The organism is Streptomyces sp. SudanB182_2057 (assembly GCF_964272715.1).
GTDB classification, from domain to species: domain Bacteria; phylum Actinomycetota; class Actinomycetes; order Streptomycetales; family Streptomycetaceae; genus Streptomyces; species Streptomyces rubradiris.
Map to the genome: position 1 here is coordinate 6,580,994 of NZ_OZ186798.1, position 12,537 is coordinate 6,593,530.

At 70.3% G+C, this 12,537-nt stretch carries 15 protein-coding genes; 14 read left to right on the forward strand and 1 reads right to left on the reverse strand.

Going from position 1 to position 12,537, the window contains the following annotated elements; translation table 11 throughout:
• The first annotated feature begins 121 nt into the window (after nt 1-121).
• From ACSURM_RS29205 to prcA, 4 genes are all read left to right on the forward strand, one after another.
• Nucleotides 122-340 (forward strand): ubiquitin-like protein Pup, encoded by a 219-nt coding sequence (locus tag ACSURM_RS29205; protein ID WP_030608326.1) that lies wholly within the window; start codon nt 122-124, stop codon nt 338-340.
• A 397-nt stretch (nt 341-737) separates the two neighbouring features.
• Nucleotides 738-971 (forward strand): endonuclease VII domain-containing protein, encoded by a 234-nt coding sequence (locus tag ACSURM_RS29210; RefSeq protein WP_307784797.1) that lies wholly within the window; start codon nt 738-740, stop codon nt 969-971.
• Nucleotides 923-1,768 (forward strand): proteasome subunit beta, encoded by an 846-nt coding sequence (prcB, locus tag ACSURM_RS29215; protein ID WP_436958776.1) that lies wholly within the window; start codon nt 923-925, stop codon nt 1,766-1,768. The genes ACSURM_RS29210 and prcB overlap by 49 nt, the downstream gene beginning before the upstream one ends.
• Before the next feature lie 61 nt (nt 1,769-1,829).
• On the forward strand, nt 1,830-2,582 hold the full coding sequence (gene prcA, locus ACSURM_RS29220; RefSeq protein ID WP_181794042.1) for a proteasome subunit alpha: 753 nt from the start codon (nt 1,830-1,832) through the stop codon (nt 2,580-2,582).
• A 61-nt stretch (nt 2,583-2,643) separates the two neighbouring features.
• On the opposite strand, the gene ACSURM_RS29225 is transcribed toward prcA, so the two are convergent.
• Entirely contained in the window at nt 2,644-3,660 is a 1,017-nt protein-coding gene (locus tag ACSURM_RS29225) for a LacI family DNA-binding transcriptional regulator (RefSeq protein ID WP_436958777.1), read from the reverse strand.
• 105 nt (nt 3,661-3,765) lie between these two features.
• Between ACSURM_RS29225 and ACSURM_RS29230 the strand changes: the two genes are divergently transcribed.
• The 10 genes from ACSURM_RS29230 to tatC all read left to right on the forward strand — a co-directional run bounded on the left by ACSURM_RS29230 (nt 3,766) and on the right by tatC (nt 12,469).
• A complete protein-coding gene (locus ACSURM_RS29230; RefSeq protein ID WP_436958778.1) occupies nt 3,766-5,025 on the forward strand; it encodes an MFS transporter in 1,260 nt (419 codons plus the stop codon).
• 9 nt (nt 5,026-5,034) lie between these two features.
• A complete protein-coding gene (gene pafA / locus ACSURM_RS29235) occupies nt 5,035-6,396 on the forward strand; it encodes a Pup--protein ligase (protein ID WP_030781321.1) in 1,362 nt (453 codons plus the stop codon).
• A gap of 142 nt (nt 6,397-6,538) precedes the next feature.
• Nucleotides 6,539-7,543 carry an FKBP-type peptidyl-prolyl cis-trans isomerase gene (locus ACSURM_RS29240; protein ID WP_436958779.1) on the forward strand — a complete coding sequence of 335 codons (1,005 nt, stop codon included), beginning with the start codon at nt 6,539-6,541 and terminating at the stop codon, nt 7,541-7,543.
• 83 nt (nt 7,544-7,626) lie between these two features.
• The gene (locus tag ACSURM_RS29245; RefSeq protein ID WP_436958780.1) at nt 7,627-7,998 is read left to right on the forward strand and encodes an FKBP-type peptidyl-prolyl cis-trans isomerase; all 372 of its coding nucleotides are present in this window, start codon (nt 7,627-7,629) and stop codon (nt 7,996-7,998) included.
• A gap of 221 nt (nt 7,999-8,219) precedes the next feature.
• Nucleotides 8,220-9,173, forward strand: a complete 954-nt coding sequence (locus ACSURM_RS29250; protein WP_359044963.1) for a helix-turn-helix transcriptional regulator — start codon at nt 8,220-8,222, stop codon at nt 9,171-9,173.
• Nucleotides 9,174-9,187: 14 nt separating this feature from the next.
• Entirely contained in the window at nt 9,188-10,192 is a 1,005-nt protein-coding gene (locus tag ACSURM_RS29255) for a helix-turn-helix transcriptional regulator (protein WP_436958781.1), read from the forward strand.
• 184 nt (nt 10,193-10,376) lie between these two features.
• The gene (locus ACSURM_RS29260) at nt 10,377-10,637 is read left to right on the forward strand and encodes a hypothetical protein (RefSeq protein WP_436961207.1); all 261 of its coding nucleotides are present in this window, start codon (nt 10,377-10,379) and stop codon (nt 10,635-10,637) included.
• A gap of 98 nt (nt 10,638-10,735) precedes the next feature.
• The gene (locus ACSURM_RS29265) at nt 10,736-10,930 is read left to right on the forward strand and encodes a hypothetical protein (protein ID WP_189754965.1); all 195 of its coding nucleotides are present in this window, start codon (nt 10,736-10,738) and stop codon (nt 10,928-10,930) included.
• Between the two features lie 259 nt (nt 10,931-11,189).
• Nucleotides 11,190-11,471, forward strand: coding sequence for a Sec-independent protein translocase subunit TatA (gene tatA, locus ACSURM_RS29270; RefSeq protein ID WP_436958783.1), 282 nt, complete (start codon nt 11,190-11,192; stop codon nt 11,469-11,471).
• Nucleotides 11,472-11,518: 47 nt separating this feature from the next.
• A complete protein-coding gene (gene tatC / locus ACSURM_RS29275; protein ID WP_436958785.1) occupies nt 11,519-12,469 on the forward strand; it encodes a twin-arginine translocase subunit TatC in 951 nt (316 codons plus the stop codon).
• Nucleotides 12,470-12,537 lie beyond the last annotated feature (68 nt).

Consider the following 12,537-nt stretch of genomic DNA (forward strand, 5'->3'; position numbering starts at 1 on the left):
CACCGCCCGGGAATCATCGAGGTGGGCCCCGCACGTTGTGGAAACTGCGGGGCCGATGTCGGACCCGGCCTATAGGGTCTGATCATCACCGATCGGCAGGCGAACTGAGCGGGGTGAGGTTATGGCGACCAAGGACACCGGCGGCGGCCAGCAGAAGGCCACCCGGTCCACCGAGGAGGTCGAGGAGCAGGCGCAGGACGCGCAGGCCTCCGAAGACCTGAAGGAACGACACGAGAAGCTGTCGGACGACGTGGACTCGGTACTGGACGAGATCGACGACGTACTCGAAGAAAATGCCGAGGACTTCGTGCGGTCCTTCGTTCAGAAGGGTGGTCAGTGATTTTCCCTTCGGTTCGAAGGTTGCGGGGGAGCTTCGGTTGGAGAGTCAAGAGCGTGTGAAGCGCTGCTCGCGGTGCAAGCAGTCGAAGCCGCGAGCAGCCTTCGCTAGTAACAAGTCCACGCGAGATGGGCTGCAGGCCTACTGTCGAGAGTGCGCAGCGATGTACTACCGACAGCGCCAAGACGCCCGTGGCAGGAAACCGCGTCCGAGGGTGGCCGCACCGGAGGGGCACAAGTACTGCCAGCGTTGCGGGAAGATCAAGCCGCACTCCGAGTGGGATCGCAACAGGACGGCGTCCGATGGTTTGTCGACAAGCTGCAAAGCGTGCCGGGCAGTCCAGGGGCGTGCGAGTCATCTGAAGCGCAACTACGGCCTGACCGAGGCCGAGCGTGACGCGATGATCGCTGCCCAGCGAGGCTTGTGTGCGATCTGTCTGGACGCCCCGCCCGTGCATGTGGATCACTGCCACAGGACGGGTAGGGTCCGTGGCGTACTGTGCTTCAACTGCAATTCGGCCATCGGCAAATTGCGGGATGATCCCGATGTTGGCCGTCGTGCTGTTGCATACCTGGAAGGAAACCTGTGGAAGCCAACACTCGTAGCACCGGGCGTCTACCAGCTGCCTTCCTGACGCCAGGATCCTCCTCGTTCATGGACTTCCTCGCCGAGCACCAGCCCGAGCTGCTGCCCGGCAACCGCCAGCTGCCGCCCACCCAGGGCGTGATCGAGGCGCCGCACGGAACGACCATCGTGGCCGTGACGTTCCCCGGCGGGGTCGTCCTCGCCGGCGACCGCCGGGCCACGATGGGCAACGTGATCGCCCAGCGGGACATCGAGAAGGTGTTCCCGGCCGACGAGTACTCGGCGGTCGGTATCGCCGGCACCGCCGGTCTGGCCGTGGAGATGGTCAAGCTCTTCCAGCTGGAGCTGGAGCACTTCGAGAAGGTCGAGGGCGCCCAGCTGTCGCTGGAGGGCAAGGCGAACCGGCTGTCGACCATGATCCGTTCCAACCTCGGCATGGCCATGCAGGGCCTGGCCGTGGTCCCGCTGTTCGCGGGGTACGACGTGGACCGCGAGAAGGGGCGCATCTTCTCCTACGACGTCACGGGCGGCCGCTCCGAGGAGCACAACTTCGCGGCGACGGGTTCGGGCTCGATCTTCGCGCGCGGCGCGATGAAGAAGCTGTTCCGTGACGACCTGACCGAGGAGCAGGCCACCACACTGGTGGTGCAGGCCCTCTATGACGCGGCTGACGACGACTCGGCGACCGGTGGTCCCGATGTCGCCCGCCGGATCTACCCGATCATCACCGTGATCACCGAGGACGGCTTCCGCCGGCTCACCGAGGAGGAGGCGTCGGAGCTGTCCCGCGCGGTGCTCCAGAAGCGCCTGGAGGAGCCGGACGGCCCCAAGGCCGCCCTGCTCTGAGCGCGGGCCCGGTTCTTATCAAGGTGATCCAGTGACCATGACAGAAAGGGACGGATAACCGGTGTCGACGCCGTTCTATGTCTCACCTCAGCAGGCCATGGCCGACCGGGCGGAGTACGCCCGCAAGGGCATCGCCCGTGGCCGCAGCCTGGTCGTGCTGCAGTATGCCGACGGCATCGTGTTCGTCGGGGAGAACCCGTCCCGCGCGCTGCACAAGTTCAGCGAGATCTACGACCGGATCGGCTTCGCCGCGGCCGGCAAGTACAACGAGTACGAGAACCTGCGCATCGGTGGCGTCCGCTACGCCGACCTGCGGGGTTACACCTACGACCGCGACGATGTCACCGCGCGCGGCCTGGCCAACGTCTACGCGCAGACGCTGGGCACGATCTTCTCCTCGGCGGCCGAGAAGCCCTACGAGGTGGAGCTGGTGGTGGCCGAGGTCGGGGAGACCCCGGAGGGCGACCAGATCTACCGGCTGCCGCACGACGGCTCCATCGTGGACGAGCACGGCTCGGTCGCGGTGGGCGGCAACGCGGAGCAGATCAGCGGTTTCCTGGACCAGCGGCACCGTGACGGCATGAGCCTGGCGGAGGCGCTGAAGCTGGCGGTGCAGGCGCTGTCCCGGGACACCAACGGCAGCGAGCGGGAGATCCCCGCCGAGCGGCTCGAGGTGGCGGTGCTGGACCGTACGCGTCCGCAGAAGCGGAAGTTCAAGCGGATCGTCGGCCGGCAGCTGGACCGGCTGCTGGCGGCGGACGGGGCGAGCACGGAGGCGGAGAGTTCCGCGGAGGACGGTTCCGAGGAGCAGTGAGCCGCCCGCGGCACACGCGGTGGGACGCCCCGGCCGGGCACGGCCGGGGCGTCGCGCGTTCCTAGGGGGTGGGTGGCGGGGCCGTGGAGCCGCGGACGACGAGTTGGACGGGGATGTCCCCGCTCGTCGGGCTGTGGCCCTCCAGGACGGCCAGCAGGGCGCGCATGCCGTGTTCGCCGAACAGTTCGGCGTCCAGTCGTACCGTGGTCAGTTCGGGGTCGATGGCGGTGGCGAGGGCCAGGTCGTCGAGGCCGGTGACGGAGACGTCGTCGGGGATGCGCAGGCCGAGGCGGCGCAGGGCCTTGTAGGCGCCGGCGGCGAGTTTGTCGTCGTCGCAGACGATGGCGGTGGGCCGGGGGCCGGGTGCGGTGAGGGCGGCCTCGGTGGCGGTGAGCGCGCCGTCGATGGAGATCGGGGCGCGGGAGGTGCGGATCTCGGTGCCGGGGACGGCGGCCATGCGGGCGGCCAGTTCCCGTGCGCGGATCTCGAAGGTCCAGGAGGGGACGTCGGCGGCGAGGTGGAGGACCCGGCGGTGGCCGAGGCCGAGGAGGTGTTCGGCGACCTGGCGGACGCCGTCGGTGATGTCGAGGTTGACGGTGGCGGCGCCGAGGCTGCCGTCGGGGTCGCTGTCCAGCATGACGAGGGGGAGCTGGTCGCCGCGGATGTCGGTGAGGGCGTCGGCGGCCATGGAGGAGGCGATGACGCCGTCCAGGGCGGCCTGTGCGGAGGCGAAGGGGTCGCGGGCGGGGCCGATGCCTTCGGGGGAGGGGTAGAGGACCACGCCGAAGCCGTGCTCGGCGGCGACGCGGGCGGCGCCGGTGTAGACGCCGGCGAAGAATTCGGTGGTCAGGGCGGGGACGACGAGGAGGACCGTGCGGGTGCGGCCGAGGCGGAGGTTGCGGGCGGCGAGGTTGGGCCGGTAGCCCAGGTCGCGGGCGGCCTGGCGGACGCGTTCGGCGGTGGCCTCGGAGACCCGGCCGCGCCATTTGTCGCCCAGCACGAGGGAGACGGCCGCCTGGGAGACCCCGGCCGCTTGGGCGACGTCCCGGCTGGTCGGGCGCGTGCTGCTGCGTGCCACGGTGGACGTGCTCCTTCGGGTGGGCGGGTAGATCACGTTGGACGTGTGAACAGCGCACATGGTACGTATGATGAGCGACGTTATACGTAACACTTGGAGGCGGGCATGGCCACGGGGTACCTGGAGATCCTGCGGGCGAGACATGCGCTCCGGCTGCTCGCCGGGACTTTGGTGGGCCGGTTGCCGAACGCGACCGCGGCCATCGCGCTGGTGCTCTTCGTCCGCGCCGACGGCGGCACCTACAGCCTGGCCGGCGCCCTCGCGGCCGTGTACGGCGTGGCCAACGCGGTCGGTCAGCCGGTGCTGGGCCGGCTCGTGGACCTCTACGGCCAGCCGCGTGTCCAGTTGCCCGCGGCCGTCCTGGCGGCTCTGGCCATGACGGTGTTCGCCTTCTGCGGCACCGATCCGCTGCCGCTGGCCTACGCGGCCGTCGCGGTGTCGGGTCTGTTCGCCCCGCCGCTGGAGGGCGGTCTGCGGGCCCTGTGGCCGTCCGTGCTGCGCCGTGAGGAGCAGGTGCACGTCGCGTATGCCATGGACGCGATCGCGCAGGAGGTGATGTTCACCGTCGGTCCGCTGCTGGTGACCGTGTGCGTGTCGGTGTGGGACGAGCGGGCGGCCCTGCTCGTGCTGAACCTGCTGGGTGTGCTCGGCGCCCTGTCCGTGGTCGTCTCGCCGCCGTCGCGTGCCTGGCGCTCGGCCCCGCGCGAGGCGCACTGGCTGGGCGCGCTGCGTTCACCCGGTCTGCTGGCGCTGCTCGCGGCGTTCCTGTTCATCGGGATCGCGCTGGGCTCGATCACGGTCGCGGCGGTGTCGTACGCCGACGGTCATGGCGGTGACGCGGTCTACGGCTGGCTGATGGCGGGGCTGGGGCTGGGCGCGCTGGCCGGCGGTACCGTCTACGGCGCCCGTCAGTGGGCGGGCTCGCCCGAGCGGCGGCTGAGGGTCCTGGTGGCCCTGCTGGCGGTGTGTTACCTGCCGCTCACGCTGACGCCGGGCGCGGTCTGGATGGTGCTGCTCAGCGTGGTCTCCGGTGTCTTCCTGGCGCCCTGTATCGCCTGCGCGTTCATCATCGTGGACCGGCACGCGCCGAGGGGCACGGTCACCGAGGCGTTCTCCTGGCTCGTGACGACGTTCACCGTGGGCGCGTCGGTGGGAACGGGCCTGGCGGGGCCGGTGGTGCAGAGTGGCGGCGCGGTGTGGGGCTTCGGTCTGCCGAGCGTGGCCGGGGCGGTGTCGTTGCTGGTGCTGCTCGCCACCGGAAGGGTCCTGATGGCTCCCGCGCGGGCCGATGTCGTCGCGGCTTCCTCGGAAAATGATCCAAATCGTGCCCTCGAACCCCGTTTCAGCTCGGGGGATCGGGCGTAATGTTCCCTCATGGACCGCCGCATTTTCGGGCTGGAGAACGAGTACGGCGTCACGTGCACGTTCAGGGGACAGCGGCGCCTGTCTCCTGACGAGGTGGCGCGGTACCTCTTCCGCCGTGTCGTGTCATGGGGCCGCAGCAGCAATGTCTTTCTGCGAAACGGCGCCCGGCTCTATCTCGACGTGGGCTCACATCCGGAATACGCGACCCCCGAATGTGACAACGTGACCGAGCTGGTCACCCACGACAAGGCCGGCGAGCGCATTCTCGAAGGACTCCTGGTGGACGCGGAACGACGCCTGCACGAGGAGGGAATCGCGGGCGACGTCTACCTCTTCAAGAACAACACCGACTCGGCGGGCAACTCCTACGGCTGCCACGAGAACTACCTGGTGGCCCGGCACGGGGAGTTCTCCCGGCTCGCGGACATTCTCATCCCCTTCCTCGTCACCCGGCAGCTGCTGTGCGGCGCCGGCAAGGTACTGCAGACCCCGCGCGGTGCCGTCTACTGCGTCAGCCAGCGCGCGGAGCACATCTGGGAGGGCGTCTCCTCGGCGACGACCCGTTCCCGGCCCATCATCAACACCCGCGACGAACCGCACGCGGACGCCGAGCGCTACCGCCGGCTGCATGTCATCGTCGGCGACTCGAACATGTCCGAGACGACGATGCTGCTGAAGGTCGGCGCCACCGACCTGGTGCTGCGCATGATCGAGGCGGGCACGGTGATGCGCGACCTCACCCTGGAGAACCCGATCCGGGCGATCCGCGAGGTCAGCCATGACATCACCGGCCGGCGCAAGGTGCGCCTGGCCAGCGGTCGGGAGGCCTCCGCGCTGGAGGTGCAGCGCGAGTACTTCGACAAGGCGCTGGACTTCTGCGACCGCCGGGGCATCCGCACCGGCACCGTCGCGCAGGTCCTGGAGCTGTGGGGTCGCACGCTGGAGGCCATCGAGACCGAGGAACTGGACCGCGTCGAGACCGAGATCGACTGGGTCATGAAGTACAAGCTCATCGAGCGGTACCGGGCCAAGCACAACATGACGATGTCGCATCCGCGCGTCGCCCAGATAGACCTCGCCTACCACGACATCCACCGCCGTCGCGGCCTGTACTACCTGCTGGAGAAGAAGGGCCAAGCCGCCCGGATCTGCAACGACTTGAAGATCTTCGAGGGCAAGTCGGTTCCCCCGCAGACCACTCGGGCCCGGCTGCGCGGCGATTTCATCCGGCGGGCGCAGGAGCAGCGCCGGGACTTCACGGTGGACTGGGTGCACCTGAAGCTCAACGACCAGGCGCAGCGCACCGTTCTGTGCAAGGACCCGTTCCGCGCGGTGGACGACCGGGTGGAGAAGCTGATCGCCGGTATGTAGCGGGGGCCGGGCGGACCGTCCGCCCGGCCGCGACATGCCGGAACGCCACACGGGCGCCGTACGTTTCCCGTACGGCGCCCGTCTCGAGTCGTAGAGTTGCGCGCACGCCATCCGCTGGACCGATCGATTACGAGGCTCTTCCGTGCGCCGACGCTCGCTTCTCCTCGCCGCCGTACCCGCAGGACTGGTCACGCTCGCCGGATGCGGTGACGATTCGTCCGACTCCGGCAACGCCGGGGCGTCGCCGTCGCCGTCGGCGTCCGCCGCGCCCCCGCCCAAGATCGTGGACGGGCCGCTGCCGGCGGTCACGGCGGGCAAGAGGTTCGGCGAGAAGCCGACGGTCGCCAAGGGGCCGGGGACCCCGTCGAAGAACCTCGCGGTCCGGACGCTGATCGCGGGCGGCGGGCGGACGGTCGCGGAGAATGAGTTCATCCGGGCGGACTACCTCGGCCAGATCTGGGACACCGGCAAGGTCTTCGACAACTCCTACGACCGGGGGCGTCCGCTGGTCATGCAGCTCGCCCAGGGCAGCATCATCGACGGCTGGCGGTACGCCCTCCAGGGCAGGAAGACCGGCAGCCGGGTCCAGATCGCCGTCCCGCCCACCTGGGGCTACGGCGAGAGCGGCAACCCGCAGGCGGGCATCGAGGGCACCGACACCCTGGTCTTCGTCATCGACCTGATCGAGTCCTTCAACTCCAAGAGCTCGGCCAAGGGCACCCCGGTCCCGCAGACGGACGCCGGTCTGCCCGAGGTGGGCACCGGCACCGACGGCAAGGCGCCGAAGGTCACCGTCCCTGGGGCGGCCCCGCCGAAGAAGCTCGTGTCGCGGTACGTCCTGGAGGGCGACGGCCCCGAGCTGAAGGCCGATCAGACGGTGCTGTGCCAGTTCCAGGGCCTGGTCTGGGACGGCGGCAAGACGTTCGAGCGGACGTACGACTCGGGGCGGCTGAGCCAGTTCTCGCTGAAGCAGATGCAGGAGGCGGTCAAGGGCCTGTCCCAGGGCCTGACCGGCAAGAAGGTGGGCAGCAGGGTCCTGATCGTCGTCCCGCCCGAGCTGGGCTACGGCGACAACCCGCCGGAGGGCGGGGCCATCAAGAAGGGCTCCACCCTCGTGTTCACGGTGGACATCCTCGCGGCGATGTAGCACGGGGCCCGATGACGGGCGGGAGGGCCGCGGGGTGAAAGACTGTCCGGGATTCGTGCCGTACACAAGCAGGAGCTTTTGACGTGAACATCGACAAGCCTGAGATCGACTTCCCCGAGGGCGCGCCCCCGGCCGACCTTGAGATCAAGGACATCTGGGAGGGCGACGGGCCGGTCGCGCAGGCGGGCCAGACGGTCACCGTCCACTACGTGGGCGTCGCCTTCAGCACCGGCGAGGAGTTCGACGCCAGCTGGAACCGCGGTACTCCGTTCAAGTTCCCGCTGGGCGGCGGCCGGGTCATCGCGGGCTGGGACCGCGGCGTGCAGGGCATGAAGGTCGGCGGCCGCCGCCAGCTGACCATCCCGGCCCACCTCGCCTACGGCAACCAGAGCCCGACCCCGGCGATCAAGCCCGGCGAGACCCTCATCTTCGTGGTGGACCTGCTCGGCGTCTGATCCCCGCCGGGGCGTCCCGGCCGCTCCGGCCGGCGCGCTCGGCGTCCGGAACGCCCCGCGCCCGGCCGGCCGGAACCGGCCCGTGCCGGGGCGCGGACCGGACCGGACGTGATCACCTGGGGCCCATGCCCGGCCGGGCATGGGCCCTCGGCTTTTGCCGACGCCCCGCGGAGCGGTACGGTCATCGGTCGGAAGCACCATAGGGAAGGCGAAGGGCGTCGATGGCCATTGCCAAGGCCGAGCGGCTGATGAACCTCGCGCTGTGTCTGCTCGGCGCACGCCGGCCGCTCAGCAAGCGCGAGCTGCGCGAGTCCATCGAGGCCTATCTGGAGGCGGGCTCCGACGACTCCTTCAACCGCATGTTCGAGCGGGACAAGGACGATCTGCGCGAGCTGGGCCTGGTCATCGAGACCGTCGAGAACCTGGACGGCGAGGTCGGCTATCTCGCCCGCCGCGACAGCAACCGCTTGCCCCCCATCACCCTGGACGCCGAGGAGGCCGCCGCCCTCGGACTGGCCGCCAAGGTCTGGCAGCAGGCCCGGCTGGCCGGCGCGGCCAGCGGGGCCCTGCAGAAGCTGCGCGCCGCCGGGCTGCCCGAGGACGTCGACCCGTACGGCGCGCACGGCGCCCTGGAGCCGCGCATCCCGGTGCACGAGGCCGCCTTCGAGCCGCTGATGCTGGCCTGCCGCGACCGTCGCCCGGTCCTCTTCGACTACCGCAAGGCCACCGCCGCCCGCCCCGAGCCCCGGCACGTCGAACCCTGGGCGCTGGAGTGCTGGCGCGGCCACTGGTACCTGGCCGGCTTCGACCGCGACCGGGGCGCCGAACGCGTCTTCCGGCTCTCCCGGATCACCGGCAAGGTCCGCTCCCGCGGCACGGGCTTCACCGCGCCGGTGCCGGACGTCGTCACCGTGCGCGAGACCGTCGCGAGCTGGGCCGGCGAGATCGCCGACCGCTCGGCGCTGATCCGGCTGCGTTCCGGCGCCGGTTACCCCCTTCGGGCGAAGGCCGTCAAGGTCCGGGAACTGGGTGACGGCTGGGACGAGTTGGAGATTCCGTACGGGCACGGCTTGGACGCCTGGCTGGTGGAGTTCGGACCGGACGTGGTGGTCCTGGAGCCGGCCGAGCTGCGGGCCGACGTGGTGGACCGGCTGCGCGCCGTGGCCAAGGGCTGAGGGGGAGCGGGACAGTGGCAGGCAAACCGGTCAGGACCGGCAACGCGATCGACCAGACCCGGCGGATGCTCTCCCTGGTGACGTATCTGCGCGAGCGCCCCGGCGCCCGGATCGCCGATGTCGCGCGCGCCTTCGGCATCAGCGAGGACGAGCTGGTCGCCGACCTCGACGTGCTGCCCATGTGCGGCACCAGCTTCCGCGGCGGCGATCTGCTGGACATCGACACCGACGGCGAGCGCATCTGGTGGCACAATCCGGCCGCGCTCGGCGAGGAGGCGGCCGAACCGCTGCGGCTGGCCGCCGACGAGGCCACCGCCCTGCTGGTCGCGGCCCGCGCGGTGGCGACGCTGCCCGGCCTGCGGGAGGGCGACCGGCAGGCCCTGCTGCGGGCGACGGCCAAGGTGGAGGCCGCGGCCGGCGAGGCGGCCGGCGCCAGCTCCCGGCTGTCGGTGACCTTCGAGTCCGAGGGCGGCGTCTTCGCCGACGTCGACCGGGCGATCTCCGAGCGCCGCCGGCTGTGGATCCGCTACTACTCACCGGCCCGCGACGAGGTCACCGAGCGCGAGATCGACCCCATCCGGCTGGTCAGCGTCGGCCACACCTATGTGGAGGCGTGGTGCCGCCGCTCCGAGGCCCGGCGGACCTTCCGGCTGGACCGGGTCGCCGAGATCAAGGTCCTCGACGCGCCCTCGGCCCCGCCCGAGATAGAACTGCGCGACCTCTCCGAGGGCCTGGTGCAGCCGGCCGCCGAGGACCCGGAGGTCGTGGTCGAGGTCGGTCCCGGCGGTCGCTGGGTCGCCGAGTACTACCCGCACGACAGCGCCGACGAGCTTCCCGACGGCGGGCTGCGCATCACCCTGCGCACCCCCGATCCGGCCTCCCTGCGCCGGCTGGCGCTGCGGCTCGGCCGGGACGGCCGGATCGTCTCACCGCCCGAGCTGGCCGAGAGCGCCCGCCGGGCGGCCCGCGAGGCCCTCGCGGCGTACGACGTTCCGGCCGGCGCGGTGCGGGTGCCGTAGAACCCGGTGCGAGTGCCGTGGGTGACCGGGCCGTACGGCGACGGCGACCGGGGCCGTACGGCCCTGCCGGTGAACGACCGGGTGTGATCAGCTGCGACCAGAGGATTCGGCTGCTACCAGAAACGACCAGGGGAAGAGGGAGCGAGTGCCTGTGAGCGAGTCTCCGGAATCCGGCAAGGGTGAGATGACGGTGGCGACCGCCTTCGCGGGGATGAGAAGGGTGACCCCCGTGGTGTTCAAGGCGGGCTGCCCGGACTGCCGGGGCCGCTTCGAGCTCGCCGCGAGCGCGCTGCGGCTCGCCATCGGCGCCAGCAGCCGGACGACGTTCTACTCCTTCACCTGCCCCGACTGCGGGGCCGCGGTCCGCAAACCGGCCGGGGAGCGGATCGTGGAACTGCTCACCGGGGGCGGGGTCAGGACCCTGCGGCTGCACTCCACGGTGTAGCGGGCGGCCCGGCCGCCCGCCGTACGGGGACCGGGACGGTGCCGGCCACCGTACGGCCGGGTGCGGGCCGGGGCGGCGGACCGTCTAGTCTCGACGTCATGTTCTGGCCGATGTTCGCCGTAGCCATGGGGTTCCTGGGTCTCGCCGTCCTGGGGGTGCTCGCCGTCCGGGTGTTCGTGGCGGCGCGGCGCCTCGGGCAGCAGGTGACGGACTCGGCGCGCCGTATCAGCCGGGCCGCCGAGGACCTGGAGCGGGCGACGGTGAGCGCGGCCCGTGCCGTCGACACGCTGTGAACAGCGCCGGACGGTGGCTGTGAGACCAGCGATACAAGGGATTTGGGTCGCTTCGCCCTGTCATGCTGCCCTGCCGGACAGGTACCCTGCTGGTCGCAGTGCGGAAAACGAGGCCCGCACTGTGGACCGGGAGTACGCACGGGGATTGCCTCACGTTTACCCCTGAGCGTTACGATCGCTGCCAGCACGACCATCGGACACATGTCCGACTGGTCGGACAGCACCCCACCCAGCCGCCTCGGTGAGAAGGTAAAGATTCATGTTCGGTGGAAAAATCGGAGCTCCCGAGATCATTCTGATCCTCGTCGTCATCATCCTGCTGTTCGGCGCGAAGAAGCTTCCGGACATGGCGCGCTCGCTCGGCAAGTCCGCCCGCATCCTCAAGAGCGAGGCGAAGGCGATGAAGGAAGAGGGCAAGAACTCCACCCAGGCGTCCGGTTCCACCGAGCAGTCCGCGGCCCAGCGCACCATCCAGGCGGCCCCCGGCGACGTGAGCAGCTCGCGGCCGGTCAACGAGCCGACGGATTCCGCCCAGCGCTGACACAAGGCCGGAAAGCCCCGGCCTGCCGCACGAGATGAGGACGTGGGTTGCTCAAGCCTGCCCGCAAGAAGGAGAAGGATCCCGAGGGGCGGATGCCCCTCGCGGATCACCTTCGTGAGCTCCGCAACCGGCTCGCGAAGGCGATGCTGGCCATCGTCATCGTGACGATCGTCGCGGCCTTCTACTACAACGACATCATCAACTTCCTGACGGAGCCGATCCTGGACTCCGTCGGTTGTCGGGAGACCTTCGCAGAGCTGGCCAAGTCCAGTGGCAAGACCCAGTGCGCGGAGATCACCATCAACGGTCTGCTCGCGCCGTTCACGCTGGCCCTCCAGGTCTCGCTGATGGCGGGCGTGGTGGCCGCCTCGCCGATCTGGCTCTTCCAGCTCTGGGCGTTCGTGGCGCCGGGTCTGCACCGGCACGAGAAGAAGTACGCCTACGCCTTCGTCTTCACCGGCGTCCCGCTGTTCCTCGGCGGTGGGTTCTTCGCGTACAAGCTGCTGCCGACCACCGCCAAGGTGCTGATCGACTTCACACCGAACGGCGAGATCAAGAACCTGCTGCCGCTCGACGACCTGCTCCAGCTGGTCACCCGCATGGTGATCGTCTTCGGTCTCTCCTTCGAGCTGCCGCTGCTGCTGATCATGCTCAACCTCACCGGGGTGCTGACGGGCAGGCGCATGCTCAGCTGGTGGCGGGCCATGATCCTCGGCATCACGGTCTTCGCGGCCGTGGCCACCCCGAGCACCGACCCGCTGTCGATGGTGGCCCTCGCCGGGCCGATCTGGGTGCTGTACTTCGCGGCGGTCCTGTTCTCGCTCCTCAACGACAAGCGCAGGCGTCTGCGCGAGGCCGAGGGCCCCGCCGACGACGAGGCCGCCGAGCTGGACCTCACGCCCGAGGACATCGGCAAGACCGAGCCGGTCTCCGCCGCCCGCGCGCTGCCCGAGCAGTCGAGCACCGACCGGGTCAACGGCTACGACGACGTGACGTAACCGGCCGGCCCCCATCTCCACCGAGGCCCGCACGCGATGCCCCCGCCCCCGGATCCGTCCCGGGGACG

Excerpts from the sequence above, each read along its gene's own strand:
- ACSURM_RS29205 (WP_030608326.1), top strand. The coding sequence starts at position 122 with ATGGCGACCAAGGACACCGGCGGCGGCCAGCAGAAGGCCACCCGGTCC.
- ACSURM_RS29210 (WP_307784797.1), top strand. The coding sequence starts at position 738 with ATGATCGCTGCCCAGCGAGGCTTGTGTGCGATCTGTCTGGACGCCCCG.
- ACSURM_RS29230 (WP_436958778.1), top strand. The coding sequence starts at position 3,766 with ATGGCCACGGGGTACCTGGAGATCCTGCGGGCGAGACATGCGCTCCGG.
- pafA (WP_030781321.1), top strand. The coding sequence starts at position 5,035 with ATGGACCGCCGCATTTTCGGGCTGGAGAACGAGTACGGCGTCACGTGC.
- ACSURM_RS29250 (WP_359044963.1), top strand. The coding sequence starts at position 8,220 with ATGGCCATTGCCAAGGCCGAGCGGCTGATGAACCTCGCGCTGTGTCTG.
- ACSURM_RS29260 (WP_436961207.1), top strand. The coding sequence starts at position 10,377 with ATGACGGTGGCGACCGCCTTCGCGGGGATGAGAAGGGTGACCCCCGTG.
- ACSURM_RS29265 (WP_189754965.1), top strand. The coding sequence starts at position 10,736 with ATGTTCTGGCCGATGTTCGCCGTAGCCATGGGGTTCCTGGGTCTCGCC.
- tatA (WP_436958783.1), top strand. The coding sequence starts at position 11,190 with ATGTTCGGTGGAAAAATCGGAGCTCCCGAGATCATTCTGATCCTCGTC.